This window comes from Pseudomonas sp. NPDC086278 (genome assembly GCF_050280905.1).
Classification (GTDB): Bacteria; Pseudomonadota; Gammaproteobacteria; order Pseudomonadales; family Pseudomonadaceae; genus Aquipseudomonas.
This window is the reverse complement of record NZ_JBNNWE010000017.1, coordinates 20134-45308: the sequence shown is the minus strand read 5'-3', so window position 1 is coordinate 45308 and position 25175 is coordinate 20134. Positions and strand designations below refer to the sequence as shown.

Annotated in this window: 21 protein-coding genes; 15 read left to right on the top strand and 6 right to left on the bottom strand. The window is 61.5% G+C overall.

Annotated elements, in window-relative coordinates; genetic code table 11:
• Positions 1-2: 2 nt before the first annotated feature.
• Positions 3-326 carry a hypothetical protein gene (locus ACQKP4_RS07780; protein WP_427631926.1) on the bottom strand — a complete coding sequence of 108 codons (324 nt, stop codon included), beginning with the start codon at positions 324-326 and terminating at the stop codon, positions 3-5.
• 117 nt (positions 327-443) lie between these two features.
• Between ACQKP4_RS07780 and ACQKP4_RS07775 the strand changes: the two genes are divergently transcribed.
• The 9 genes from ACQKP4_RS07775 to ACQKP4_RS07735 all read left to right on the top strand — a co-directional run bounded on the left by ACQKP4_RS07775 (position 444) and on the right by ACQKP4_RS07735 (position 8486).
• Positions 444-1358: a glutamate/aspartate ABC transporter substrate-binding protein gene (locus ACQKP4_RS07775; RefSeq protein WP_427631924.1), complete on the top strand. Its 915-nt coding sequence runs from the start codon at positions 444-446 to the stop codon at positions 1356-1358.
• A 192-nt stretch (positions 1359-1550) separates the two neighbouring features.
• Positions 1551-2297 carry an amino acid ABC transporter permease gene (locus tag ACQKP4_RS07770; protein WP_427631922.1) on the top strand — a complete coding sequence of 249 codons (747 nt, stop codon included), beginning with the start codon at positions 1551-1553 and terminating at the stop codon, positions 2295-2297.
• A complete protein-coding gene (locus ACQKP4_RS07765; protein WP_427631920.1) occupies positions 2297-2968 on the top strand; it encodes an amino acid ABC transporter permease in 672 nt (223 codons plus the stop codon). Before ACQKP4_RS07770 ends, ACQKP4_RS07765 begins: the two co-directional genes overlap by 1 nt.
• Complete coding sequence (locus ACQKP4_RS07760) at positions 2965-3699, top strand: amino acid ABC transporter ATP-binding protein (protein ID WP_427631918.1); 735 nt, start codon at positions 2965-2967, stop codon at positions 3697-3699. The genes ACQKP4_RS07765 and ACQKP4_RS07760 overlap by 4 nt, the downstream gene beginning before the upstream one ends.
• A 250-nt stretch (positions 3700-3949) precedes the next feature.
• Positions 3950-5851, top strand: a complete 1902-nt coding sequence (locus tag ACQKP4_RS07755; protein ID WP_427631916.1) for a sensor histidine kinase — start codon at positions 3950-3952, stop codon at positions 5849-5851.
• Positions 5848-7176, top strand: coding sequence for a sigma-54-dependent transcriptional regulator (locus ACQKP4_RS07750; RefSeq protein WP_427631914.1), 1329 nt, complete (start codon positions 5848-5850; stop codon positions 7174-7176). Before ACQKP4_RS07755 ends, ACQKP4_RS07750 begins: the two co-directional genes overlap by 4 nt.
• Positions 7177-7184: 8 nt before the next feature.
• Positions 7185-7514: a GlpM family protein gene (locus ACQKP4_RS07745; RefSeq protein ID WP_427631985.1), complete on the top strand. Its 330-nt coding sequence runs from the start codon at positions 7185-7187 to the stop codon at positions 7512-7514.
• A 188-nt stretch (positions 7515-7702) separates the two neighbouring features.
• Positions 7703-8077 carry an EamA family transporter gene (locus ACQKP4_RS07740; RefSeq protein ID WP_427631983.1) on the top strand — a complete coding sequence of 125 codons (375 nt, stop codon included), beginning with the start codon at positions 7703-7705 and terminating at the stop codon, positions 8075-8077.
• Positions 8070-8486 carry a transporter gene (locus ACQKP4_RS07735; protein ID WP_427631912.1) on the top strand — a complete coding sequence of 139 codons (417 nt, stop codon included), beginning with the start codon at positions 8070-8072 and terminating at the stop codon, positions 8484-8486. The genes ACQKP4_RS07740 and ACQKP4_RS07735 overlap by 8 nt, the downstream gene beginning before the upstream one ends.
• 318 nt (positions 8487-8804) lie before the next feature.
• On the opposite strand, the gene ACQKP4_RS07730 is transcribed toward ACQKP4_RS07735, so the two are convergent.
• Positions 8805-9566: a MipA/OmpV family protein gene (locus tag ACQKP4_RS07730; RefSeq protein ID WP_427631910.1), complete on the bottom strand. Its 762-nt coding sequence runs from the start codon at positions 9564-9566 to the stop codon at positions 8805-8807.
• A 218-nt stretch (positions 9567-9784) separates the two neighbouring features.
• On the opposite strand from ACQKP4_RS07730, the gene ACQKP4_RS07725 reads away from it, so the two are divergent.
• The 5 genes from ACQKP4_RS07725 (at position 9785) to ACQKP4_RS07705 (ending at position 15977) form a co-directional block, all read left to right on the top strand.
• A complete protein-coding gene (locus ACQKP4_RS07725) occupies positions 9785-10483 on the top strand; it encodes an MtnX-like HAD-IB family phosphatase (RefSeq protein ID WP_427631908.1) in 699 nt (232 codons plus the stop codon).
• Positions 10476-11870 carry an aspartate aminotransferase family protein gene (locus ACQKP4_RS07720; protein ID WP_427631907.1) on the top strand — a complete coding sequence of 465 codons (1395 nt, stop codon included), beginning with the start codon at positions 10476-10478 and terminating at the stop codon, positions 11868-11870. Before ACQKP4_RS07725 ends, ACQKP4_RS07720 begins: the two co-directional genes overlap by 8 nt.
• Positions 11867-12745, top strand: a complete 879-nt coding sequence (locus ACQKP4_RS07715; protein WP_427631905.1) for an alpha/beta hydrolase — start codon at positions 11867-11869, stop codon at positions 12743-12745. The genes ACQKP4_RS07720 and ACQKP4_RS07715 overlap by 4 nt, the downstream gene beginning before the upstream one ends.
• Before the next feature lie 81 nt (positions 12746-12826).
• The gene (locus ACQKP4_RS07710; RefSeq protein ID WP_427631904.1) at positions 12827-14599 is read left to right on the top strand and encodes an ATP-binding protein; all 1773 of its coding nucleotides are present in this window, start codon (positions 12827-12829) and stop codon (positions 14597-14599) included.
• Complete coding sequence (locus ACQKP4_RS07705) at positions 14589-15977, top strand: sigma-54-dependent transcriptional regulator (RefSeq protein ID WP_427631903.1); 1389 nt, start codon at positions 14589-14591, stop codon at positions 15975-15977. The genes ACQKP4_RS07710 and ACQKP4_RS07705 overlap by 11 nt, the downstream gene beginning before the upstream one ends.
• A gap of 43 nt (positions 15978-16020) precedes the next feature.
• Here ACQKP4_RS07705 and ACQKP4_RS07700 read toward each other — a convergent pair whose 3' ends face one another.
• The 4 genes from ACQKP4_RS07700 to ACQKP4_RS07685 all read right to left on the bottom strand — a co-directional run bounded on the left by ACQKP4_RS07700 (position 16021) and on the right by ACQKP4_RS07685 (position 19728).
• Positions 16021-16929, bottom strand: coding sequence for a hypothetical protein (locus ACQKP4_RS07700; protein ID WP_427631901.1), 909 nt, complete (start codon positions 16927-16929; stop codon positions 16021-16023).
• Positions 16926-17621, bottom strand: a complete 696-nt coding sequence (locus ACQKP4_RS07695; protein ID WP_427631900.1) for a hypothetical protein — start codon at positions 17619-17621, stop codon at positions 16926-16928. The genes ACQKP4_RS07700 and ACQKP4_RS07695 overlap by 4 nt, the downstream gene beginning before the upstream one ends.
• A gap of 113 nt (positions 17622-17734) precedes the next feature.
• The gene (locus ACQKP4_RS07690; protein WP_427631898.1) at positions 17735-18400 is read right to left on the bottom strand and encodes a DsbA family oxidoreductase; all 666 of its coding nucleotides are present in this window, start codon (positions 18398-18400) and stop codon (positions 17735-17737) included.
• Between the two features lie 293 nt (positions 18401-18693).
• Positions 18694-19728 carry an alpha/beta fold hydrolase gene (locus tag ACQKP4_RS07685; RefSeq protein WP_427631896.1) on the bottom strand — a complete coding sequence of 345 codons (1035 nt, stop codon included), beginning with the start codon at positions 19726-19728 and terminating at the stop codon, positions 18694-18696.
• A gap of 205 nt (positions 19729-19933) precedes the next feature.
• Between ACQKP4_RS07685 and ACQKP4_RS07680 the strand changes: the two genes are divergently transcribed.
• Positions 19934-25147, top strand: coding sequence for a hypothetical protein (locus ACQKP4_RS07680; RefSeq protein WP_427631894.1), 5214 nt, complete (start codon positions 19934-19936; stop codon positions 25145-25147).
• Positions 25148-25175: the final 28 nt, after the last annotated feature.

Here is a 25175-nt window from a genome sequence, read left to right as displayed (position 1 = left end):
GATCACCGGCTAAAGCAAAGCCCCTGAATCGCAAGATTCAGGGGCTTTTTGCATTCTCGATCACGCCACCCACCCAATGTGTGGGGCTTGCTCGCGAAAGCAGCGTGCGAGTCAGCATCGATGTTTAAGGTGATGACCACTTCGCGAGCAAGCCCGCTCCCACAGGGGGATTTCGTTGTTCTCAGGATTTCATTCGGTTTTCCGAACGCGACCTGCCGGTCAATTCGGTTATCCGGATGAATCATCACTAAAAAATCCGCCATTAATACGTAATACCCTTCTAAATCAATAACTTGACCTGAATCACCTGGCCTGGCACGACTCATGCTCTACACTCTTGGACGAATATCCGCCGTGCCTGACTTCAAAGGCCAACGGGCATTCGAAGCACAAAAGGGCCGATGAACTGGCTCCATAAAAAAAACAATGTCGAGGAAAATTTGATGCGCATCGTTCCCCACATCCTGGGCGCAGCCATTGCTGCCGCTCTGATTAGCACTCCAGTTTTCGCTGCCGAACTCACCGGCACACTGAAGAAGATCAAAGAGTCCGGCACCATCACCCTCGGGCATCGCGACGCTTCCATTCCGTTTTCCTACATCGCGGACGCTTCCGGCAAGCCGGTCGGCTACTCCCACGATATCCAGTTGAAAATCGTTGAAGCGATCAAGAAAGATCTGGACATGCCGGATCTGAAAGTCAAATACAACCTGGTCACCTCGCAAACCCGTATCCCGCTGGTGCAGAACGGCACCGTGGACGTCGAGTGCGGCTCCACCACCAACAACGTCGAGCGTCAGCAGCAAGTTGACTTCTCCGTCGGCATCTTCGAAATCGGTACCCGTCTTCTCTCCAAGAAAGACTCCGCCTACAAAGACTTCACCGACCTGAAAGGCAAGAACGTCGTGACCACCGCCGGCACCACGTCCGAGCGCCTCCTCAAAGCGATGAACGCCGACAAGCAGATGGGGATGAACGTCATCTCCGCCAAAGACCACGGCGAGTCCTTCCAGATGCTGGAATCGGGCCGCGCTGTTGCCTTCATGATGGACGACGCTTTGCTGGCTGGCGAAGCGGCCAAGGCCAAGAAGGCCGATGACTGGGCCGTTACCGGCACTCCACAGTCCTACGAAATCTACGGTTGCATGGTCCGCAAGGGCGACGAACCGTTCAAGAAGGCTGTGGATGACGCAATCATCGCCACCTACAAGTCGGGCGAGATCAACAAGATCTACGACAAATGGTTCATGTCGCCAATCCCGCCTAAAGGCCTGAACCTGAACTTCCCGATGAGCGACGAGCTCAAGAAACTGATCGCCAATCCGACCGACAAAGCGGCTGACGACAAGAAAGCCTGATTCCTGACTAACCTTACCTCCTGACGGGGCCGTTGCCCTTTCAGGAGGTTGTCACTCCCTGCTGGCATTTTTGGAAACACTCGAACCGGTGGCTGTCGAGCCGCTCGTGTGTGCCTGATTTTTTGATCGGGCGGGAACGGAGCTTCCCCAGGCGGGCACTCGTACATCGATCGATCTGAGGGGAGACCCTGAATGAATTACAACTGGGACTGGGGCGTGTTCTTCAAGTCCACCGGCGTTGGCAGCGAGACCTATCTCGACTGGTACATCTCCGGTCTGGGCTGGACCATCGCCATCGCCGTCGTGGCGTGGATTATCGCCCTGCTGCTGGGCTCGATTCTGGGCGTCATGCGCACCGTGCCTAATCGCATCGTATCGGGCATCGCGACCTGCTACGTCGAACTCTTCCGTAACGTACCGCTGCTGGTGCAGTTGTTCATCTGGTACTTCCTGGTGCCCGATCTGCTGCCGCAAAACCTGCAGGACTGGTACAAGCAAGACCTGAACCCGACCACTTCGGCTTACCTCAGCGTTGTCGTCTGCCTCGGCCTGTTCACCGCTGCTCGCGTTTGCGAACAGGTGCGCACCGGTATTCAGGCGTTGCCGCGTGGCCAGGAATCCGCCGCTCGTGCCATGGGCTTCAAACTGCCGCAGATCTACTGGAACGTACTGCTGCCGCAGGCCTACCGGATCATCATTCCGCCGCTCACCTCGGAATTTTTGAACGTGTTCAAAAACTCTTCCGTGGCCTCGCTGATCGGCCTGATGGAACTGCTCGCGCAGACCAAGCAGACCGCCGAGTTCTCCGCCAACCTGTTCGAAGCCTTTACCTTGGCAACGTTGATCTACTTCACCCTGAACATGAGCCTCATGTTGCTGATGCGCGTGGTCGAGAAGAAAGTCGCCGTACCGGGCCTGATCTCCGTAGGGGGTAAATGATGGAATTCGACTTCTCGGGCATCATCCCGTCCCTGCCGGGTTTGTGGAACGGCATGCTCATGACCCTGCAATTGATGGCGCTGGGCGTCGTCGGCGGGATCATCCTCGGCACTGTTCTCGCGCTGATGCGCTTGTCTCACAACAAGCTGCTGTCGCGTGTTGCCGGCGCCTACGTCAATTATTTCCGTTCGATTCCATTGCTGTTGGTCATCACCTGGTTCTACCTGGCGGTGCCGTTCGTGCTGCGCTGGATCACCGGCGAAGACACGCCAATCGGCGCGTTCGCCTCCTGCATCGTGGCGTTCATGATGTTTGAAGCGGCGTACTTCTGCGAAATCGTCCGGGCTGGCGTGCAGTCGATTCCCAAGGGCCAGATGGGCGCTGCCCAGGCGCTGGGCATGAGCTACGGCCAGATGATGCGGTTGATCATCCTGCCGCAAGCGTTTCGCAAGATGACTCCGCTGTTGCTGCAACAAAGCATCATCCTGTTCCAGGACACCTCGCTGGTCTACACGGTCGGTCTGGTGGACTTCCTCAATGCTTCGCGCGCCAGTGGCGACATCATCGGCCGCTCCAATGAGTTCCTGATCTTCGCAGGTCTCGTGTACTTCACAATCAGCTTTGCCGCCTCGCTGCTGGTCAAGCGTCTGCAAAAAAGGTTTGCCGTATGATCTCTATCAAGAACATCAACAAGTGGTATGGCGACTTCCAGGTACTGACTGATTGCAGCACCGAGGTCAAAAAAGGCGAAGTGATTGTGGTCTGCGGCCCGTCCGGCTCGGGCAAATCGACCCTGATCAAATGCGTCAACGCCCTGGAACCGTTCCAGAAAGGCGACGTGATTGTCGATGGCACGTCCATCGCCGATCCGAAGACCGACCTGCCGAAACTGCGTTCGCGCGTGGGCATGGTGTTCCAGCATTTCGAACTGTTCCCGCACCTGACCATCACCGAAAACCTGACCATCGCGCAGATCAAGGTGTTGGGCCGCAGCAAGGAAGAAGCCACCAAAAAAGGCCTGCAATTGCTCGAGCGCGTCGGCCTTTCGGCGCACGCCCACAAGCATCCGGGGCAGCTTTCCGGGGGTCAGCAACAGCGTGTGGCGATTGCCCGTGCGCTGGCGATGGACCCGATCGTCATGCTGTTCGACGAACCGACCTCGGCGCTCGACCCGGAGATGGTCAACGAAGTGCTGGACGTGATGGTGCAACTGGCCCACGAAGGCATGACCATGATGTGCGTGACCCACGAAATGGGCTTCGCCCGTAAAGTGGCGGACCGCGTGATCTTCATGGACCAGGGCAAAATCATCGAAGACTGCCCGAAAGAGGAGTTCTTTGGCGACATCAGCGCCCGCTCCGAACGCGCACAGCACTTCCTCGAGAAAATTTTGCAGCATTAAGAAAGACACCGCTCCCTCGCGGGAGCGGGTTTTTGTGGCGAGGGGGCTTGCCCCCGTTGGGTCGCGAAGCGGCCCCAAAACCTGCACATGCATGCTGTCTGGCACACCGCATTAGCCGGTTTAACGACTGCTTCGCAGCCGAACGGGGGCAAGCCCCCTCGCCACACAAGTCCCCTCGCCACAGCCCGCTCCGACATTGGGTCTGTGGTGATCTTGAGATTTGTGTTGTGGTTGACCCAAGGCATCTGTGATGAAATGCGACCCCACTCTCTATCGCGCCGCGCCGCCATCACTCGCCGTGAAACCCCGTCTGATTCGCCATTTGTTCCTGCCGCCGCTGATCATCGCGCTGATGATCGGGTTGGGTTACGTCGGCTTCTGGGTCAGCGAGCATTACGGGATTCGCAGCCTCAGCGAGAACGGCCAGCGTCAGCTCGAACTGCACGCCCGCGCCGTCGAGAGCGAGATCAGCAAATACACCTACCTGCCCAGCCTGCTGGAACTCGAATCCAGCGTGTCCGAACTGCTGGCCGACCCGTCGCCGGAGCACCGGCAAATGGTCAACGATTACCTTGAAGGCCTGAACCGGCGCAGCCGCAGTCGGGCGATCTATGTCATGGACACCACCGGTCGGGTCGTGGCCACCAGCAACTGGCGCGATGTCGACAGTTACCTCGGTGAAGACCTGTCCTTTCGCGCCTATTTTCAGAACGCCATCCGCGGTCAGCCGGGACGTTTCTACGGCATCGGCAGCACCAGCGGCGAACCGGGTTATTACCTGGCCCACGGCCTGGAAGAACACGGCAAAGTCATCGGCGTCGCGGTGGTCAAAGTCCGCCTCGAAGCCATGGAAGAACGCTGGCAACGCGCACGCCTCGAAGCCTTCGTCAGCGACGAGAACGGCATCATTATTCTGTCGAGCGATCCGGCAAGACGCCTGAAGTCGGTGGTGCCATTAAGCGACGAGACCAAAGAAAAACTCGCCCGCAGCCTTCAGTACTACTGGTTCCCGCTGAACGAACTGCAACCGCTGGCCCGCGAAACCCTGGCCGAAGGCGTGGAAAAACTGACCTTCCCCGCCAACAGCGAAGTGGCCTCCGACGAACAGGACATCAGCTATCTGGCCCAGACCCGGCCGTTGAGCGATACCCCGTGGAATTTCACCCTGCTCACGCCATTGCAGGACTTGCGCCGCGAAGCGATCAACCAGGGGATTCTGGTCGCGGTGGCGTTTGCCTTGGTCGCGTTTCTGCTGATCGCCTGGAACGAGCGGCGCAAAGTGATCGCCACCCGCCTCGCTGCCCGCGAAGCCTTGCAGGAAGCCAACAATCAACTGGAGCGTCGGATTACCGAACGCACCACCGACCTGCGCGCCAGCAACGAACGACTCAAGGGCCAGATCCGCGAACGGCGGCACGCCGAAGAGACGCTGCGCCGCGCGCAAGATGAACTGGTGCAGGCCGGAAAACTCGCGGCCATCGGCCAGATGTCCACCAGCATCGCCCACGAATTGAACCAGCCGCTGGCGGCACTGCGCACGTTATCCGGCAACACCGTGCGCTTTCTGGAGCGCGGTCAGCTGGACGTGGCCAGCACCAACCTCAAGACCATCAACGAACTGATCGACCGCATGGGCCGGATCACCGCCAGCCTGCGTTCCTTCGCCCGCCGTGGCGATGACAAAGGCCAGGCCAGCCTTGGCAAAGCGGTGGACGCCGCCCTGCAATTGCTCGGCGGGCGGGTGGAAAGTGCACATCTGCAACTGCACCGCGACTTTGCCGATGTGCAGGTGCAGATCGACCAGACCCGCCTGGAACAGATTCTGGTCAACCTGATCGGCAACGCCCTCGACGCCATGCAGGCGCAACCACTCCCGGCGTTGTGGCTCGAAGGCGAAGCGTTCGACGGCAAATATCGCCTTCGCGTGCGCGACAACGGCCACGGCATCGACGCCGAAGCGCGCAAGCATCTGTTCGAACCCTTCTTCACCACCAAGCCCGGCGAACAGGGACTGGGCCTCGGCCTGACCTTGTCCGCCAGCCTGGCCGCCGCCACGGGCGGACAGTTGGGTGTCGAACACCCGGCCAGCGGTGGTACCACCTTCGTCCTCAGTTTACCGTTGGTAAGCCCCACTCCCGCCGAGCCAATATGAACAACGACCTTAGTGTGCTGATCGTCGAAGACGACCCTCATGTGCTCCTCGGCTGCCAACAGGCGCTGACCCTCGAAGACATCCCCTGCGTGGGCGTGGGCAGCGCCGAAGAAGCGCTGGAGCGCGTCGGCGACAATTTTGCCGGCATCGTCATCAGCGACATTCGCCTGCCGGGCATCGATGGCCTGGAACTGCTGACCCGGCTCAAGGCCCGCGACCGCAGCTTGCCGGTGGTGCTGATTACCGGCCACGGCGACATTTCCATGGCCGTCGGCGCGATGCAGAAAGGCGCGTACGACTTCATGGAGAAACCCTTCTCCCCCGAGCGGCTGGTGGACGTTGCCCGACGCGCGCTGGAACAACGCAGCCTGGCACGGGAAGTGTCGTCGTTGCGCCGGCAACTGGCCGAGCGTGATTCCCTCGAAGGGCGGATCATCGGCCGGTCGCCGGCCATGCAGAACTTGCGCGAATTGATCGCCAACGTCGCCGATACCTCGGCCAACGTGTTGATCGAAGGCGAAACCGGCACCGGTAAAGAGCTGGTTGCGCGCTGCCTGCATGACTTCAGCCGCCGCCACAACAAACAATTCGTCGCGCTGAATTGCGGCGGTTTGCCGGAGAACCTGTTCGAAAGCGAAATCTTCGGCCATGAAGCCAACGCCTTCACCGGCGCCGGCAAGCGGCGGATCGGCAAGATCGAACACGCCGACGGCGGCACGCTGTTCCTCGACGAAGTCGAAAGCATGCCGCTGCCATTGCAGATCAAATTGTTGCGGGTGTTGCAGGAACGCACCCTCGAACGCCTCGGCTCGAATCAGAGCGTGGCCGTGGATTGCCGGGTGATCGCGGCGACCAAGTCTGATCTGGATGAATCGAGCAAGGCCGGCGAATTCCGCAGCGACCTGTATTACCGGCTGAACGTGGTGACCCTGGAACTGCCGCCGCTGCGCGAACGTCGCGAAGACATCCTGCAACTGTTCGAGCACTTCCTGCAGCAGTCGTCCCTGCGTTTCGACCGCACGGTGCCGGAACTGGATAACCAGACCCTGTCGAACCTGATGAGCCACGACTGGCCGGGCAACGTGCGCGAATTGCGCAACGTCGCCGAGCGCTTTGCCCTCGGCTTGCCGGCCTTCAAGAAGTCCGGCGCCAGCGGCAGCAATCAAGGGCTGGCCTTCGCGGAGGCGGTGGAAGCCTTCGAGCGCAACTTGCTCGGCGATGCCTTGCAACGCAGCGGTGGCAACCTGACCCAGGCCAGCCTGGAGCTGGGCATGGCCAAGACCACGCTGTTCGACAAAGTGAAAAAGTACGGGTTGAGCCACTGATGGATCTGTTGCTGAAAGCAGCGCTCGGTGCCGGTGTGGTGCTGATCCTCGCCGCGCTGGCCAAGACTAAAAACTATTACATCGCCGGGTTAGTGCCGCTGTTTCCGACCTTTGCGCTGATTGCGCATTACATCGTCGGTAAGGGGCGTTCGCTGGATGATTTGAAGGCCACCATCGTGTTCGGGATGTGGTCGATCATTCCGTACTTTATTTACCTGGCGACGCTGTACGTGATGGTCGACCGCCTGCGCCTGGAAGCTTCACTGGCCGTGGCGGCGGTGGCGTGGTTGATGGCGGCGACCGTGCTTGTCAGCGTCTGGGTGCGCCTCCACGCCTGATCGCCACAATCCCCTGTGGGAGCGGGCTTGCTCCCACATTGGCAGTGTGTAGTCAGATAGCGGTGGCTGGCCCGACCCTTGCACTTACCCCCGAAGCCCTGCCGGCTGGCGTTCATGTTCGATGACGCCGGTGTCCGGGAGCGGCCGCCAAAGGGTGAATCCTGACCGTGAACATCTTAGATCCCGACCTGACCTTTACCGTCATCCTGCTGGTCGCGTTTTCCATCGTGCTGGACGTCATCGGCCAGCTCTGTTTCAAGCTCGGCCTGGACCGTTTGCCGGAACTTGAAGGCGGTTTCCGGCTGAATGCGTTCTGGGGCCAGGTGTTCAACGCACCGCTGCTATGGGGCGGCATCGGCGCCTATGCGCTGGAGTTTTTCGTCTGGCTTGAAGCCTTGTCCCGCGCCCCGTTGAGCCTGTTGTTCCCGGCCGGCGCCCTGGCTTATTGCGGCGTGGTGCTGGCCGGCAAACTGGTGCTGGGCGAAACCGTCAGCCGTCGGCGCTGGCTCGGCACGTTAGTGATTACGGCGGGCGTGATGCTCGTGTGTGTTCCCCATGCATGAGGCGCAATCGAGGGTCCGAAGCAGGACCGACTGGCTGCATGAGCGACTCGGCACGGTCGTGCTGTGGGCGCTGTTGATCGGACTGGAAAGCGCCGGGCAGATCGCGACCAAAGTCGGCGGCGATCAGTTGGGGCAGATGAGTTTCACCCTGCAATGGCTGCAAGCGGTGGTGGTCGACCCCGGTGTGCTGGTGGCGGTCGGCTGCGGCATTGGCGCGTTCTTTGTGTGGATGCTGATCTTGCGGCGCAGCAGTTTGTCGCTGGCGTTCCCCCTGAGTTCACTGGTGTTTGTCGGGGTGTTGCTGGGGTCGTGGCTGGGGTTGGGAGAGCAGATCAGCGCGCTGCACTGGCTCGGGGTGGCGGTGATCATGGGCGGGATTGCGTTGTTGGCTGAGGGTGAAGAAACCTGAGAGCGGCCCAATAACTGTGGTGAGGGGGCTTGCCCCCGTTGGGTGGCGAAGCCGCCCTATCACAATCCGCCGCGGTCCATCCGATAAACCCCGCTTGCAGGGTTTGCGACTGCTTCGCAGCCGAACGGGGGCAAGCCCCCTCACCACAAAAGCCCCATCAGCACAAAAGTCCTCTCTTCACAAAAGCCCCCTCAGCATAAAAGCCCTCGCTCCACAAAAGCCCCTCAGCACAAAAGCCCCCTCTCCACAAAAGTCCCCTCGCCAGGAAGTCCCTCGCCAGAAAAGCTCGCTCGCCACAGTGGTACCTGTGTGCTGAGGTCAGTCGAACTTGTAGGCAACCGCCGCCTGCACTGATCCCTGATTGGTATCGCCAATCGCTTTGACGATGCTGCTGTCCGCCGCCGAGCCGGTCAGGTGAGTCCAGCTCGCGCTGGTCAGCAACGACCAGTGTGGTGCCAGCGGAAACTCGAAACTCTGGGTCAACGCCACGTTCTGCAAACCACCGCCGGCGTTGTACGGGCGAATCCCCGACGCCTGCGACTCATCGCCACTCACGCCGAAGAACGTCTGGTTCTGTCGGGCGTCGGCAAAGTGCGCGGTCACATTCGAGCTGCCAATCACGCCGCCACCCAAGGGATAACCCACTTCCCCGCCCACCCGTCCCAGTACACCGCCCTGCCCGCCAGCCCCACCCAGCGCCTGCCCGACCGAGGCAAACACGCGCCAGAAATCGGCCGGCGCGTACTGCACGAATCCGCCCACTTCGCCCATGTCCGACACATCGCGAAGGCCTTGCAGATTGCCATTGGCGGTCCGGCCCGGCAGGTAGTTGACGAACGGCCCGGCGCTGAAACCGTTGGCCTTCAGCGCATTCCAGGTCAACCCGTCATCGGTGCTGAGGCTGACGTCGCCCCAGTCCAGATCGAGGTACGGCACCGGTCGGGTTTCATAGCGACTGCCGGTCGGATCGTGCGGTTGATAGCTCAGGCCCAACCCGGCTTCGCCGGTTATGCCGTCCGCTGAAACAGTGCCCGACAGGCAGGTCAGCGCGGCGAATAAAGCAACAGTAATCCTCGACATGAGGCGTTTCCTTGAACGGGACATGCGCGCATCAATCCCCAAATCACCCGCCCCGCGCAAGCACTCATGTTGTTTGTAGCGAGCTACAAAAATTGTAGCTTCGCCGCTAGCAAAACCTGCCAGAACCCCGGTTCTACGGGGCCAAGCCCGTTTGGCACAGTCCCTGCTCTATCCACTTGGCAAGCGCAGACAGCGCATCCAGACCCATAGGTACAGAGATGATTGACTGGCATATCGTGTGTGATTTCGACGGGACCATCACCCGCACCGACGTGATCGACAGCATCCTCCAGCGCTTCGCCGACCCGAGTTGGGAAGCGATCGAAAACGAGTGGCTGGCCGGTAGCATCGGTTCCCGTGAATGCCTCAGCCGCCAACTGGCGCTGGTCAAGGCCACACCCGCCGAACTGCTCGAGTTCTTCGACAGCGTCGAGATCGACCCGGACTTCCCCGACTTCGTCGACCACGCCATCGGCCTCGGCGCTTCGTTTGAAGTGGTCAGCGACGGCATCGAGCAAGGCATCGCCCGGATCCTGGCGCGCAACTACGTCAGCCTGTTGCCGATCCTCGCCAACCGCTTGCGTCAGCTCGACCACGACAGCTGGCGCATCGACTTCCCCCACGCCAGCGACGCCTGCCGCGCCGCCTCCGGCAACTGCAAATGCAAATCCACCCCCAGCGCCAAACGGGTGCTGGTGATCGGCGACGGCCAGTCCGACATGTGCGTGGCCGCCACCGCCGATTTCGTGTTCGCCAAGGATCGCCTGGCCGAGCACTGCGAGCGCAACGGCATCGCCCATGCGCGCTTCGACAGCTTCGCCGAACTCCCCGCGTTGCTTGCCCTGCTGCCCAACGCCAGCGCTGCCAACGCCACCACTTTCACCGCAGAAACACAGGAACTCTTCCACCATGTCTGATATTCGAATCGCTACCGCCGAAGACCAGCTCCTGCTGGATAAAGAAGCCAAATACTGCTCCTACGGCGACACCGTTCACTACATCGACCCGCCGCGTATCTTCAGCCGTTGCGAAGGCTCGTACGTCTGGGACACCGAAGACCAGGCCTACCTCGATCTGCAAATGTGGTACTCGGCGGTCAACTTCGGTTACGCCAACCCGCGCCTGAACAACGCGCTGAAACAGCAGATCGACACCCTGCCGCAGATCGCCAGCCAATACCTGCACAAGGGCAAGATCGAGCTTTCGGAAATGATCGCGGTCGACGCGAAGAAGAAGTTCGGCCTCGACGGCCGCGTGCACTTCAACGTCGGCGGTTCGCAGTCCATCGAGGACTCGCTGAAAGTGGTGCGCAACGCCACCAACGGCAAAAGCCTGATGTTCGCCTTCGAGGGCGGTTACCACGGTCGCACCCTCGGTGCGTCGTCGATCACTTCCAGCTACCGCTATCGCCGTCGCTACGGCCACTTCGGCGAGCGTGCGCAATTCATCCCGTTCCCGTACCACTTCCGTGGCCCGAAAGGCATGACCAAGGAAGAGTACGGCAGCCATTGCGTGCAGCAATTCGCCCGGCTGTTCGAGACTGAATACAACGGCGTCTGGGACCCGAAAGTCGGCCAGAGCGAATACGCAGCCTTCTATGTCGAGCCGATCCAGGGCACCGGCGGCTATGTGATTCCACCGATGAACTTCTACAGCGAACTCAAGCATGTGCTGGACCAGCACGGCATCTTGATGGTGGTCGACGAAATCCAGATGGGCTTCTACCGCACCGGCAAGCTGTGGTCGATTGAACACTTCGACGTCAAACCCGATGTGATCGTGTTCGGCAAAGCGTTGACCAACGGCCTCAACCCGCTGGGCGGCATCTGGGCCAAGGAAGAGCTGATCAACCCGAAAATCTTCCCGCCGGGTTCGACTCACTCGACCTTCGCCTCCAACCCGTTGGGCACGGCGGTGGGCCTTGAAATGTTCAAGATGACCAGCGAAGTCGATTACGGCGCGATGGTCATGGCCAAGGGCAAATATTTCCTCGAAGGCTTGAAGGACTTGCAGAAACGCTACCCGATCATCGGCGACGTCGACGGTCTTGGCCTGGCCCTGCGCTGCGAAATCTGCGGCCCGGACGGCTTCACGCCGGACAAGGCGACCCTGGACTTCATGGTCGAAGAAGGCATGAAAGGCGACATCGAAATCGACGGCAGACGCCTCGGCCTGATCCTCGATGTGGGCGGTTACTACAAGAACGTGATCACCCTCGCGCCGTCGCTGGAAATCAGCTACCCGGAAATCGACTTGGGCATCGCCCTGCTCGACCGCTTGCTAGACCGGGCGATGAAACGATGAATGCCGCTGAGATCGACATGGGCGAAGGCAGCGCCGGTTTCGTTCTCGGCACCGGGGAGGTCGCGGTGTTGTTGATCCACGGCCTCACCGGCACCCCGACCGAGCTGCGTCGGGTGGCCATGGGCCTGGCGGCGGCGGGTTGCACGGTGTACGTGCCGACCCTCGCCGGCCACTGCGGCAACAACGCCGACCTGCAAGCCACCGGGTGGCGCGACTGGTACGAAAGCGCACGCAACACTTTCGTCGGCATACGCCGCAAACACGAGCATGTATTTGTCGGTGGCTTGTCGATGGGCGCCGTGCTCTCGATGTACCTGGCCGCCGAGCATCCGGGGCAGATCGAAGGCTTGCTGCTGTATTCGACGACCCTGCGCTACGACGGCTGGAACATGCCGAAAGTCGCGGTGCTCACGCCGTTGCTGATGGCGATTCCGTATGGCGTGCACCTGTGCCGGTTCAACGAAAAATCACCGTTCGGCATCAAGGACGAACGCTTGCGGGCGATTGTCGAGCGGCAGATGAAGGCCGGTGAAAGCAGCAATGCCGGGCTGCTGACCATGTCCGGGGTCAGCGTGCGGGAACTGCATCGACTGGTGGCGGCAGTGAAAAAACGTATGCCGCAGATCACCACCCAGGCGCTGGTCCTGCACTCACGCGAAGACGACATCACCAGCCGCTGGAACGCCGATTACGTGGAACGCCACTTGGGCGGGCCGGTGGTCAAAGTCCTGCTCGACAACTGCTACCACATGATCACCGTCGACCTGCAATACCGGCGCGTGGTGGAGCTGAGCGCGGATTTCATCCGGCACCGTTTCATCCAGCAGCGGTCGGCCCCGCAACCGATGCGCCAGGATTACCGGCAACTGGCGTGAACCCGACCTGTAGCCGATGGCGAAGTCGGCTACTGTATTGCAATTGTTTTTACGACCGGTCACGGCAATAAGCGAAACCCAATGATCAAAGACTCACGCCCCACCGCTCGACCCTTCGCCCTCTCCGGTTGGAGCCTGCAACGCAAACTGGTGCTGGCGTTCTGGCTGGTCAGCGTGATCCCGACCATGATCGCCGCCGAACTGGCGGCCACCACCCTGTCGCAGATTTTCGACAGCAACGTGCGGATCTGGCTGCAGGAGTCGACCAAGATTGTCGAGGACGAGATCAGCGGAATCCTGCGGGACAACGCCCGGGCCGCGCAGTTGTTCCTGCGCTACACGCGCCCGCCCACGGATCGGCTGTCAAGCCAGCACGACAAACTCAGCGCCGACATCGCCGAATCGATGGGCATCGACGTGGTCGCGCTGGTGCGCAGCAACGATCACAAAGTGGTGTTCAGCACCGCCGCCGACGACATCGTCCGCCAGATCAGCATTGCGCCCAAAGCGGTGCTGCAAACCCTGCAAGTCGGCGGCGTGCCGACCGGCACCGTGGTCTCGACCTTCGAAACCGATCAGGACGGCGTCGACTACAAACTGGTGATCGCCACCTACCTCGACAGCAGCTTCCTCACCAGCGTGGCCGACGTGCATTCCCTCGACTTGCGGTTGTACCTGGCCAAGGCCGACGACTTTTCCGAGATCTTTTCCACCCAGCGTTTCGAAGATCACCCGGCGACCGTGCCGGAGAAAATCGAACAGCAACTGCGCAGCACCAAGCAACCGATTGAACAGTCGACCAGCCGTTACAGCGGTGTCTACCGGCCGATTCTCAACGAAGACGGCGATCTGCAAGGCGTGATCTTCAGCGGTTTGCTGCGCCACACCAGCCTGGTCGGGCTGGTGAACCAGAGCAACCTGTTCATCCTGATCTTCATCCTCAGTTCGGCGGCTTCACTGGCGGTCGGCTGGCTGGTGTCGCAGCGCCTGACCAAGCCGTTGCGCGGTTTGTCCAACGGCGTGCAAGCGGTGATTGCCGGGGATTATCGCCAGCGTCTGCCAGTCACCGGCGGCGACGAACTGGCGGAACTGAGCAGCACCTTCAACCACATGAGCGAACGCCTCGGTGAGTTGCAGCATCTGGAATCGCAACTGCGCCGGCGTGACCGCTTGCATGTGCTGGGTGAAGTCGCGATGGGCCTGGCCCATGAAATCCGCAACCCGCTGGGCATCATCAAGACGGCGACCCAATTGCTGCACCGCCGCGCCGACCTGGCGGAAAACGACAAGCGCCATCTGCAATACGTGGTCAGTGAAGTCAGCCGCATCAACGACCTGCTCACCGACTTCCTCGACTTCGCCAAACCCAGCGCGCCGATGCGCTCGACCCAACTGGCCCGGCCTCTGGTGGATGAACTGGCCGGTTTCTGCGCCCCGGAACTGGCCAGCCGCAACATCGACGTCCTGGTCGACGACCGGGCGCCGGGCGCGACGCTGTATGCCGACGCGCGCCAGCTCAAGCAGGCGGGCCTGAACCTGATCGTCAACGCCATCGACGCCATGCCCGACGGTGGCCGCTTGACCCTGGCCATCGACAGCGATCCGTGGCACACGGTGATCAGCATCAGCGACACCGGCCAAGGCATCGAAGCCGACATGCTCGAACGGATGTTCACGCCGTTCGTCACCACCAAAGCCTCGGGCACCGGGCTCGGCCTGGCCAAGGTCTTCTCGATCATGGAAAACCACGACGGGCGCGTCGAATGCGTCAGTGAAAAAGATGCCGGAGCCACGTTCAGCCTGTACATTCCGGCCAACGGCGAACACTTCGAAGGGGGCAGCGATGACACATAACGTACTGGTGGTCGACGACGAGCCCAAGCTCTGCGACCTGCTGGCGTCGGCCTTGAGCCAGAACGGCATCCAGGTCTTCACCGCCGGCAATGGCCTGCACGCGCTCAAGGTGCTGGAGTGTGAAGACATCGACCTGGTGATCAGCGACTGGCGCATGCCCGGCATGGACGGCCCGCAACTGCTGGCGGAAATCAAAAGCCGTTTTCCGCAGTTGCCGGTGATCGTCATGACCGCCTACAGCACGGTGAAAAACGCCGTGCAGTCGATGCGCAATGGCGCCTTCGACTACATCGCCAAACCGTTCGACATCGATGAGCTGGACATCACTGTCAGCAAAGCCCTGCAATTTCGCGACATCCTCAAAGACAACCAGCGCATGCGCGCCGAACTCGACGAACACCAGCAATTCGACAGCCTGGTCGGCGACAGCCCGAGCTTTCGCCGGGTGCTGCACGCCATCGAGTCGGTGCGCGAAAGCAACGCGACGATTCTGCTGACCGGTGAAAGCGGCACCGGCAAGGAAATGGTCGCCCGGGCGATTCACAAACATGGCAACCGCGCCGACAAACCGTTTGTCGCGGTCAACTGCGCGGCGATCCCGGAAGGCCTGATGGAGAGCGAAATGTTCGGCCATCGCAAAGGCGCGTTTACCGGCGCGGTGGCGGATCGCGTGGGGCGTTTCATGCAGGCCGACAAGGGCACGCTGTTTCTCGATGAAATCGGCGAGATGCCATTGGCCTTGCAGGCGAAAATCCTCCGGGCGTTGCAGGAACGGGTGATCGAACCGGTGGGCGACCCGCGTGAGCGCAACGTCGATGTGCGGGTGATCGCGGCGACCAACAAGAACCTGCTGGATGCGGTGGCCAACAAGGAATTTCGCGAGGACCTTTACTACCGCCTCAACGTGTTCCCGATTCCGTTGCCGGCGCTGCGCGAACGGGTGGAAGACATTGCGCCGCTGGCCCGGCATTTCGCTCATTCCCTGGGGGCCACGGCGGGCAAGCGATTTACCGGTTTCAGCGCCGAAGCATTGCAGACGATGGCCCAGTACTCGTGGCCAGGCAATATTCGCGAACTGCAGAACTGCGTGGAGCGCGCGACCATCGTCGCGTCCGGGACGGTGATTGAAGAGGAAGATTTGCCGGCGTATCTGTTTGCTTCGCGGCCCGGCGAACAGGGCGCGCTGGTGGCTGAAGGCAGCGTGCCGGCAGACCTGGAAGCGGCGCTGGCAGCGGTTGAGAAAAACTACATTCTGGCCGCGCTGGCGCAAAGCAACGGCGTGCAGGCCGCGGCGGCGCAACTGATCGGAATCTCCGAGCGCAGCTTTTGGTATCGACTCAAAAAGCTCGGCATCCACGTCGACAAAATCGTCAGGTAAAGATCAAACACTGAACCGTGCGGCGATGACCATCGTCGCTCGGCTAGTGCGCATACACCTTCTGCAACTGAGCCTGGCTCATGGCGTCTTCAAAGGGCACGGGCACTGACTTCACCGCACCGTACAGGTTGCGATAGCGCCAGTAGCTGCCGTTGTTGGCCAGTTGATAACCGCGCTCGACCACCCGCTGACCATCGAGTACATAACGCAAGGTTTCCTGCGCCGCCGGAGGTGGCGTCGGCTGCATCAAGTCGGTGGCCAGCACCCGCATGGACTCGTCGATGCACTCGTTGAGCACGGCCATGACCTTTGCCAGGTCAAGCCCCCCGTCATCGATACATTGGCTACCGCAGCGCCGGATCGGTTGGCTGACCACTTCGATGCGCATGCGATACAGCGCCGAACCGGCGATGTCCTGGACCTGCACCTGATTAATCAACACAAAACTGCCGCGATCAGGGCCGAGCATCAATGTGGGCTCGATCACCAAATGCGCGGTGACAGCCCCCTCGCCCTGCTTGAGCCCGGCCACGTTCGAGGCCTGCTGATAACGCTGTTGCAGACGCTCCTGCAACGGCATGCCAGCGAGCAAGTCGGCCATGGGCCGCGCGTCATTGAGCGCCGCTTTTTCGGCATCACGCTGCAACGTGCCACTGCCCATTTGCGTGTTGATCAGGCTGGCGACCAACACGCCAGCAAGCCCGGCACTGTTGCCCGAACTCGCCACCATGTTGTAACTCGAGGTCGCGGCGGCCTGGGCAACCTTGGTATCGATTACCGTGCTGGCACCGACAAACGTTGGCGGTAGTTGCACATCGACTTTGAGTCCGTGGGACTGGACATAGGGCAATGCGCCCTGGTCTTTAAAACCGGGCTCTGGGCCCGGTTTTTGCGCACAACCGCCCAACATCAGCAACGTCAAAGCCGCAGCGGCCGCGCTTGAGCGTTTCATTGTGCGAACGGGGTGATCATTTGCTGACGGCTAGTGTCCATGGCCTGGTAGAAGGCATTGGACAAGTTGGCGTAGTTCGGCTCATCCCACTCGCCCTGGGCGGGTTGCACCGTGGCAAAAGGCTGGAACCACAACAGTTTGTTGTCGGCCAGATCGACCACCATGCCCTCCCCGGTCACCTGGGCCATCGGTGCGCTGGTTGGCACGATGCTGTAGTAGCTGCGAGTGGCGCCGGTGGCGAACACATTGACCAACAACAGGCGATCGACACCGTGAGTCGCTTTGACCGGGGTCAAGTCGCGCACCGTGTAGCCTTCACGGAAACTGGTTTCCTTGAATTTTTGCAGGTCCAGCGGCTCGTCGATCCGCTTGGCCTTGTAGCCCTTGGCCTGCAGCTTGGCGACGATCACATCCGGCAACGTGTTGAGGTCGCGGGTCTGCCAGTGCTCGACGTTGTCACTGAGCTTGCTGTTCACGCCACGGTTGATCGCATAATCGATAAGGCCCTGGTTGCCGGTCAATGCCAGCACCGGCGCTGGCAGCACCGTGATTGCCACGCCGATGGTCGGCTCTTTGGCATCCCAGAATTGGTGGTCCAGCGGTACTGGAGGTTGCACGTGAGCACAGCCAGTGAGTGTCAGGCAGGCGAGCAACGTGATGGCAGCCCAGGTACGAAACGCGTGAAAGGTCATGGATCAAGTCCCTATGATTGATAACAGTGCTCCTTGTGTCGGCAGCCTTTGTTTCAACTGTAGTGGCACATTGATATTTTTTCACGGGTAACGCTCTAGCGGGCGTGCTGTCCTCAGTTCACTTGCCCGCCCCTGGACTCACTCATGATCTGGCGGATCGCCCCGACAAAGGTTTCCACCGGTTGCCCACCACTGACGGCGTACTGCCCGTTAAACACCACCGTCGGCACCGAACTCACGCCACGGGTCAGCCACAGTTGCTCTTCTTCCTTGACCTCTCTGGCGTATTCATCCGACGCCAGAATCACCTCGGCCCGCTGCCGGTTCAGCCCCACGCTTTCAGCGATCTGCGCCAGCTGCCGGTGATCGGACGGATTGCCGCCGTCGGTGAAATACGCCTTGAACAGCGCTTCTTTCAGATTGAACTGCAACCCTTCCAGCCCCGCCCAATACAACAGGCGATGCGCATCAAAGGTGTTGTAGATGCGGCTGTTGCCGTCGGTGCGAAACGCGAACCCGACCTCGGCGCCACGGGCGCGGATCATTTCGCGGTTTTTCTGCGATTGCTCGGGCGTCGATCCGTACTTCTCGGTGATGTGTTCCGTGATGTTCTGCCCTTCGGGGCCCATTTTCGGGTTCAGCTCGAACGGCTGGAAGCGGATCTCGGCCTGAACCTCATCGCCGAGCAGGTCCAGCGCCCGGGTCAGCCCGTACAAGCCGACCACGCACCAGGGGCAAGACACGTCGCTGACGAAATCGATTTTCAGTGGAGTACTCATCACACACCTCGCAGGCTTGAATCGCGCCGGAAAGCTCGAACGATACACCCGAAAAGTCCGCATTGGCAGCCGTCGCCCAATCCCCCCGTGGGAGCCCTGTGGCGAGGGGGCTCCTGTGGCGAGGGGGCTTGCCCCCGTTGGGTGGCGAAGCCGCCCCAAAACCAGCCATCGCAATGATTCAAGCAGACCGCGCGCACCGGGTTTACGACTGCTGCGCAGCCGAACGGGGGCAAGCCCCCTCGCCACAGGGTTTAACCCCACATTTAGATTGGGTCCATAGTCTTGGTTGGGGATTAGAGGAGATTCGGGGTTGCCACCGGGTCAATCTGCGCCCAATGCGAGGTGTCTTCGCGATGGGCCTGCAAGTACGGCAACACCGCCGCCAGCAACGGGGCCTTGAACGCTTCCTGGAACCGATGCGCCAACCCTGGGATCAGCACCAGCTGACTGCCGTGAATGTGCGCCGCCAGGTGCACACCGTGCATCACCGGCAACAGCGGATCAGCCGTGCCGTGGACCACCAGCGTCGGCACGCGCAACTGATTGAGCAACCCCACGCGACTGCGCTCGGCGAGGATCGCCATGATCTGGCGCTTCACGCCCTCCGGGTTGAACGCCCGGTCGTAGGACAGCGCCGCTTGTTGCAGCAACGCCTGGCGGTCGTCCGTCACCGATGGACTGCCCAGCGCCGCGAGCAAATCCGCCTGTTGTTCCAGCGCCACTTGGCGATTCGGTGCACCGCGCCGCGACAACAGTTGCACCAGCGCCGCACTCGGCGCCGGCAAGCCTTCGGCCCCGGAACTAGTCATGATCAACGTCAGGCTTTCGACCCGCTGCGGCGCCATCGCCGCCATGTGCTGCGCAATCATCCCGCCCATGCTCGCGCCCAATACGTGGAATTGCTCGACATGCAACGCGTCCATCAACCCCAGCGCATCGTCGGCCATGTCGGTCAGGGTGTATGGCGCCGACACCGGCAAGCCGAGTTTGTAGCGCAAGGCTTCGAACGTCAGGTTGGCCTCGGCAGGCGCCTGACGCCAGGTCGACAGACCGACGTCGCGGTTGTCATAGCGGATCACCCGAAACCCCTGCTGACACAGCGCGACCACCACTTCGTCCGGCCAGTGAATCAACTGCCCGCCCAGGCCCATCACCAGCAGCAACGCAGGGTCCGAGGCACGGCCGATGCTCTGGTACGCCAGGCTTACCTGCGCCAGATCGACGTGTTCGGTCGGGACATTGACGTCGCAACGCGAGGCCGCAAAGGACGGTAACCCAAACAGCAACGCGGCCAGGAAGGCCGCTGTGGATAAAAATCGTGCACGCATGAAAAACACCGAAACGCAGAACCCCAGTAGAGCGCGAGTCTGATGAAGTTTGTGCAAGCGCGCTGCCACAGTTGCGTGACAGTTTCGTGAATATCGCCCAATGGTCGACGCGATAACTATGTAGTGCCACGCACCGCCGCAAGTTTCCTCTAATGGAGCGACTCAAGAGCGGGTACGCCGCTCCACCGCACAGAGCCACGTAGCCATGTATGAAACCCTGCCCCTCTCCGCGCCGATCGCGACGACGGCCCATTCGCCCCTGAAGAACAATCCCGATGACAGCCTGCTGCTGCACGCCACCCGGCGCTGGCGCGAAGCCAGCCAGGCATTGCAAGCGCTGTTCGCCGCCGCGCCACTGAGGAGTCACCGTGCCCCGCAATCCGTCGGCGAACACTGGAACAGCTACTGGGACGCCCGGGCTCCGGGGACGCCGATGTCCCGGCGCGAGCAGGCCGGCCAGCTGTACCGCCGCCATTTCGAGGCGTGCGCGCAAGTGGCGTTCGCCCGCCGGAGCCTGACTGCCGAACAGTTGAAACCGTTGCTGCTGATCATCGATCCGCCCGCCGAGGGGCAGCATCCGGAAAGTCAGGCCCTGCGTACCGAACACATGACCCTGATTCTGAGTGACAGCGGCGCGCTGAAATTCCCCGCTGCCTGGGTGATCAGCGTGGGTGACCACCCCCCTGTCGCGCAGTGGCTGTACCTGCCCAGCCGTCCTGTGCCCATTCAGTTTTTTCATCAGCGCAGCGACATGGAGGCGTGGCTGTCTGGGCAATCGCTGATCCCGCAGGGCCTGCCGGATAAAGACTTTCGCTTCGAGTACTCCACGAACACCGAGCCGATGACGGCGGGCATTACCGAACTGCTGTTACGACCGCATCACGCGAATACCGTCATTTTCGCCACGCCGCCTGACCCGCAATGGCCAGCGCTTGATAACGACCAACCGTCCCTGTTCGACAACCTGTTTGCCGACATCCCCTGGCCCCTGCGCCAGGCGTCACTGAACCGACAGCGTGACGCGCTCGATACGCTGTTGGGCACGGAGGTCGACAGCGACCGACTCTCGGCATTCAAGGCAGCAATGGCGCGGCTTGAGACGTCGGAGCAAGCTGCCGACAAGGCCGCCGCTGCGCTGACTGACCGACCGCGAGTCCTCGACTTTGCCACGGTCAACCGCGAATTCAGCGCGCTGTATCAGGCGCACAGGAATGGCCTGCGGGCCGAGTCCGAATTGCAGCGCGACCTCAATCAGCTCGACAGCGATGAGTTCGGCTGGATCAACGCGGTGCTGGACACACCAAACGCGGCGGATCGCGATGCCCGCATCACCGCGGCCCGCCTGACGCTGTCGATGAAGGGGCCAACCGGCACCGTCACGACCCAAGCGCTTGCGGGTCCGTTCGTCATCACTGGCGCGCGGCTCGACGGCGCTGCTCCAAGCCGTCTGTTGCTGTACTGGCCCGGGACCGGCGGCGGCTTGCAACGGTTCGCCAATCGCACGGCGCTGGAATGGCAAGTGTTCAAGATTCAGCCACAGGACCCGGTGCTGTCGTTGCAGCTGACGACCATTGACGCCGACCCGCTGTGGTTCAGCCTTGATCGACAAACCACCGACTTCGAAGAAACAGCCGCGCACATACGCACGCACACCCCTGATGCCGCGCAGGCTGTAGAGCGTGCCGAGCAACTGCAAAAGCTGCGCAAGGCCACCGTGGCCAGCCTGCAAGTCCCGGTGCAAGCGGCACGAAACCTGGCATTCGCACACACCCTGGAAGAACACCGCAGCGTCGCCCTTTTTAGCCTGCGCCCCGCCTGGCTGACCACGTTGCGGCCACCCGAGCGCGCCCGACTCAAGACCGTATTCGAGGCCTGGCTGGTGGCCATGCGCCGCAGTCACGAGCAGCTGGAAATGGCCCTGCCGCCCCGTGACGAATTCACCCGCAAACAGTTGCATGCCCGCCTGCGAACCGACTTCGCGGCCAACGGGCATTTCGACGTGCAACTGGATTTGCCCGACGCGGTCTCGCTAAAAAAACAACTGGCGCACGGCGCAGCCCCCGGCACTCCGCAAAAACTCGTCGCGATCCCCAGCAAAACCCGTAGCAAGCTGTCACTCGAAGCGCTCGCCCAGCTCAATATCGACAACACCCCCTCGATGCAACTGGAACCACTGGCGCTGCGCCTGGGCTTCATGCGGGTGGACGTCACGGCGGCTGACCCCAGCGACCAACAGGCATTGGCCAGCGGCATCACCCTGCCCTGGCTGCGCAAAGTGTTGCCCGAACTGGATCTGCCCCGCGCCTACGAAACGCTGATCCGCGAGGCCTTCAGCGGATCGGACAGCGAGCCTGCCTACGTTTATGAGCATCGCCGCGAATGCCTGCTAGAACCCTGGCGCCTCATGCTGACCTTGCAGGGCACCTGCGCGCACCTGCGCAAACAGATCGACCAGAACGATTGGCAGGTGTTCGACATCGCCATCACCGCCGCGACGCCCCAAGCCTGGGAGGCGGATGGCAAACGCATCGTGCTCCGGCCGGCGTACCTGAGCGCTGGCGGCAAGGACACCCCCAACGACGGACCGACGACCTTGTCCGGCGTGACGTTCATTGAAGAACAGATCAGCCACGTGACCCTGCTTTATTTGCCCGATAGCCCCGACGGTCAGTTCCTGCGTCGTTACGACACGCTGGAGTCGGCCCGCAAGGCCCTGTTCAACCTGTGCCTGCACAGCGAAATGGTCGCGTATCTGGCCGGGCGGGCCTTGCACGGCAAGGTGCCGGCTCACATCAGCCGCATCGATCAGGCCGTGCTCAAACACTTCGACGCCATGATCGGCGTCGGAATACCCTGGCCGAAAACGACCTCCCTGGCGGCGCATCTGCTCGATGCTCACATGGGACGCCTGATCGAAGCCCATCGCGGCACATCACGCGCCAACGATGCGCTGTACCTGGAGCGCTATGCCCTCAGCGGTCCGAGGGCATTCAATTACATGAAGATGGCTTTGGGCGTGGTGCCCTTCGTCGGCACGGGGGTGGCGCTTTACGATGCCTGGAACAGCGCGAACAAGGCCGTGGCCGCTTTTTTGCGCGGTGCCGTGGGTGACGGGCTGACGGAAGTCGAGTCAGTGCTGTTGTCATTGATCGACGCGGCCATGGACCTGGCGCCCGGTGAGTTCACCACCTCGTTGATTGCAAGCGAGGTCCGCGCCCTGACCCGTGCCCGACAGCTGCGCGCACTGGCCAGCAGCAGCGCAGCGTTGCACACGCCCTCGATACGTCAGGCCCGCCACGTGGCCAGACGCTTCGTCGGCTATGAGTATGAACAACCGATCTCGCTGGTCGGTCTGCACCCGGCCAGCCATGGCCTTTACCGCAACATCTACCGGCACGCCGACGGCGACTTCATCGTGCGTCAGGGCCGCATCTTTCAGGTACAGCGCAGCAACGATTCGCGTAACTGGCGCCTGCGCGGCACCCGCCGAGCCACTTACAAACAGCCGATTGCGCTGGATGAAACGGGGCAATGGGACACCTGGTTCGGCGTCTACGGCACCACGGTCGAAGGCGGCGGGCTCGGCGGCGGCGCCATGCTCGGGCACATGGCCGACGCACTCGATCCGCTCTGGCCGCAGGCCATTCGCCAGCGATTGCCGCGCTGGTGGGCTGATCAGGTCTATCGCCGTCATAACCAACTGACCAACGCCGCCGATGACCTGTCCGTGCGCCTCAACGAGCAGGTTTCACGCAGCAGCACCACCATCGAAAGGTACATCGACAGCCCGGTGGCCGAGCGCCCCTCACTGATGGCCGCTGCCGAGGCGGCGTGCAAAGCGGACATTGAAATGGCCGGCCGGCATTACCGTACCCTGGAAGATTTGCGGCCCCTGACCCACGGCAACAAACGCCGGATGCTGATCGAAATGCAAAGCAACAACGCGGTGCTGCTGGCTGACCGCTACAAACATCGCGTGTACTTCGCCAACCATCGGGGCGACCCGATCCTCGCCCGAATCGAAGGGCTGACGGACCGCCTGGACCATCTGGCGCCGGATGCCAGCAGCCAGCGCCTGGACATTCTGGCGCAGACCCGCCAGACGCGTGTCGAGCTGTTGCAGCAACTGGACGAAATCGAAGACCTGATGCTCGACCTCAATCACTGGTACGAGCGCATCACAGTCAGTTCGCACCGCACAGAGCTCAAGCCCGAAGTCACGATGCTCAACGGGCGCCTCAGCGAAGCCAACCTGCTTTATCTGAAAACCGGTCACTTGCTGGAAACCGTCAAGCGTTTCGACAGCATCGGCGATGTGTCCTGGCTGTATCTGCATGGCCAGGCCGAAGGCCTGCGAGCCAAGGTCGATCGCGCCCTGTTCACCCAATTCAGCCTGCCCGAAGTCAGCTTGAGCAAGGCACAGCGCAACCGGATCCTCCTGGACTGCCTCGAGCTGTACAGTCAGTTCCGGCGTGAAATGAAGGTCTGGACGTCCAGCTACCCGCAACACTTTTACCTGGATGCGGTTGAACCGCTGCTGACGGGCATCGACAAGATGGCCGAACGGGCACGCAAGGGCATTGAGCTGCCAACGGCCGCCACGCCTGCGGGCCGCAGTGACAAGAAAGTCTTTACGAGCGAAGACGGCCAGTTGCTGATCGGCGTCGAACGCTGGGAACCGACCACCCAAAAACACCAGTACGTGATGACGGGGCGCGGCGGTTACGACGAAATCTGGGAACAGGGCAGCAACGGCAAATTCCGTCTGTTGAACCCACAAGCATCGGCGCCGGTTCAAACGGATCTGGCGACATTGGTGGCCGACGCCCGGGCACGTCTGCACTACCAGCCGACGTACCAGGCCAAGGTCCAGGCGTATGCCGGGCAAGACATGCTGCCGGTCGACCTGGAACACATGATGATCAGCGAAGCCGACGAACTGCTCCGTCGCGCCGTGCTCATAGAGCAAGCCTCCGCCACCCACCCGCTCATTCAACAGCTGCGCGACAAGGCGGGCGAACTCAGAGCCCTCGGACGGCAACTGCGTACCCGGCAATCCCTGAGCAGCCGTAAACCGACTGACGGAATGCTCGACGACCTCATGGGGCAAAACACCGATGCGGTGACGCTCATCGACATCCGCAAGAACCAGCCTTTGCAGCGCCTGGGCAAACGTGCGGATGGGCGCAACGACTTCATGCAGGAGTATGAAATACGCGACCTGAGCCACACCCCGGCGCAGCTGCTGTGGTACGCGCACTTCCATTATTCCGACGCAAACCCTGGGTTCAGGCAGTTCGAGAAGGCGCACCTGAAACTGCCGGAGCACCGGTTCGTGACCCACGCCGACAATGCCGCGCTGCCCTACGCCGACATCGGCAAACAGTCCCCGGCGCTCAAACACTTCGAGCACCTCTAGAACGTAAAACGGGAGCGGTGTGTCCGCT

Bases quoted from the DNA above. Each gene is read 5' to 3' on its own strand.
- ACQKP4_RS07780 (WP_427631926.1), bottom strand. From the start codon at position 326: ATGAGTCGTGCCAGGCCAGGTGATTCAGGTCAAGTTATTGATTTAGAA.
- ACQKP4_RS07775 (WP_427631924.1), top strand. From the start codon at position 444: ATGCGCATCGTTCCCCACATCCTGGGCGCAGCCATTGCTGCCGCTCTG.
- ACQKP4_RS07770 (WP_427631922.1), top strand. From the start codon at position 1,551: ATGAATTACAACTGGGACTGGGGCGTGTTCTTCAAGTCCACCGGCGTT.
- ACQKP4_RS07765 (WP_427631920.1), top strand. From the start codon at position 2,297: ATGGAATTCGACTTCTCGGGCATCATCCCGTCCCTGCCGGGTTTGTGG.
- ACQKP4_RS07760 (WP_427631918.1), top strand. From the start codon at position 2,965: ATGATCTCTATCAAGAACATCAACAAGTGGTATGGCGACTTCCAGGTA.
- ACQKP4_RS07755 (WP_427631916.1), top strand. From the start codon at position 3,950: ATGAAATGCGACCCCACTCTCTATCGCGCCGCGCCGCCATCACTCGCC.
- ACQKP4_RS07750 (WP_427631914.1), top strand. From the start codon at position 5,848: ATGAACAACGACCTTAGTGTGCTGATCGTCGAAGACGACCCTCATGTG.
- ACQKP4_RS07735 (WP_427631912.1), top strand. From the start codon at position 8,070: ATGCATGAGGCGCAATCGAGGGTCCGAAGCAGGACCGACTGGCTGCAT.
- ACQKP4_RS07730 (WP_427631910.1), bottom strand. From the start codon at position 9,566: ATGTCGAGGATTACTGTTGCTTTATTCGCCGCGCTGACCTGCCTGTCG.
- ACQKP4_RS07725 (WP_427631908.1), top strand. From the start codon at position 9,785: ATGATTGACTGGCATATCGTGTGTGATTTCGACGGGACCATCACCCGC.
- ACQKP4_RS07720 (WP_427631907.1), top strand. From the start codon at position 10,476: ATGTCTGATATTCGAATCGCTACCGCCGAAGACCAGCTCCTGCTGGAT.
- ACQKP4_RS07715 (WP_427631905.1), top strand. From the start codon at position 11,867: ATGAATGCCGCTGAGATCGACATGGGCGAAGGCAGCGCCGGTTTCGTT.
- ACQKP4_RS07710 (WP_427631904.1), top strand. From the start codon at position 12,827: ATGATCAAAGACTCACGCCCCACCGCTCGACCCTTCGCCCTCTCCGGT.
- ACQKP4_RS07705 (WP_427631903.1), top strand. From the start codon at position 14,589: ATGACACATAACGTACTGGTGGTCGACGACGAGCCCAAGCTCTGCGAC.
- ACQKP4_RS07700 (WP_427631901.1), bottom strand. From the start codon at position 16,929: ATGAAACGCTCAAGCGCGGCCGCTGCGGCTTTGACGTTGCTGATGTTG.
- ACQKP4_RS07695 (WP_427631900.1), bottom strand. From the start codon at position 17,621: ATGACCTTTCACGCGTTTCGTACCTGGGCTGCCATCACGTTGCTCGCC.
- ACQKP4_RS07690 (WP_427631898.1), bottom strand. From the start codon at position 18,400: ATGAGTACTCCACTGAAAATCGATTTCGTCAGCGACGTGTCTTGCCCC.
- ACQKP4_RS07685 (WP_427631896.1), bottom strand. From the start codon at position 19,728: ATGCGTGCACGATTTTTATCCACAGCGGCCTTCCTGGCCGCGTTGCTG.
- ACQKP4_RS07680 (WP_427631894.1), top strand. From the start codon at position 19,934: ATGTATGAAACCCTGCCCCTCTCCGCGCCGATCGCGACGACGGCCCAT.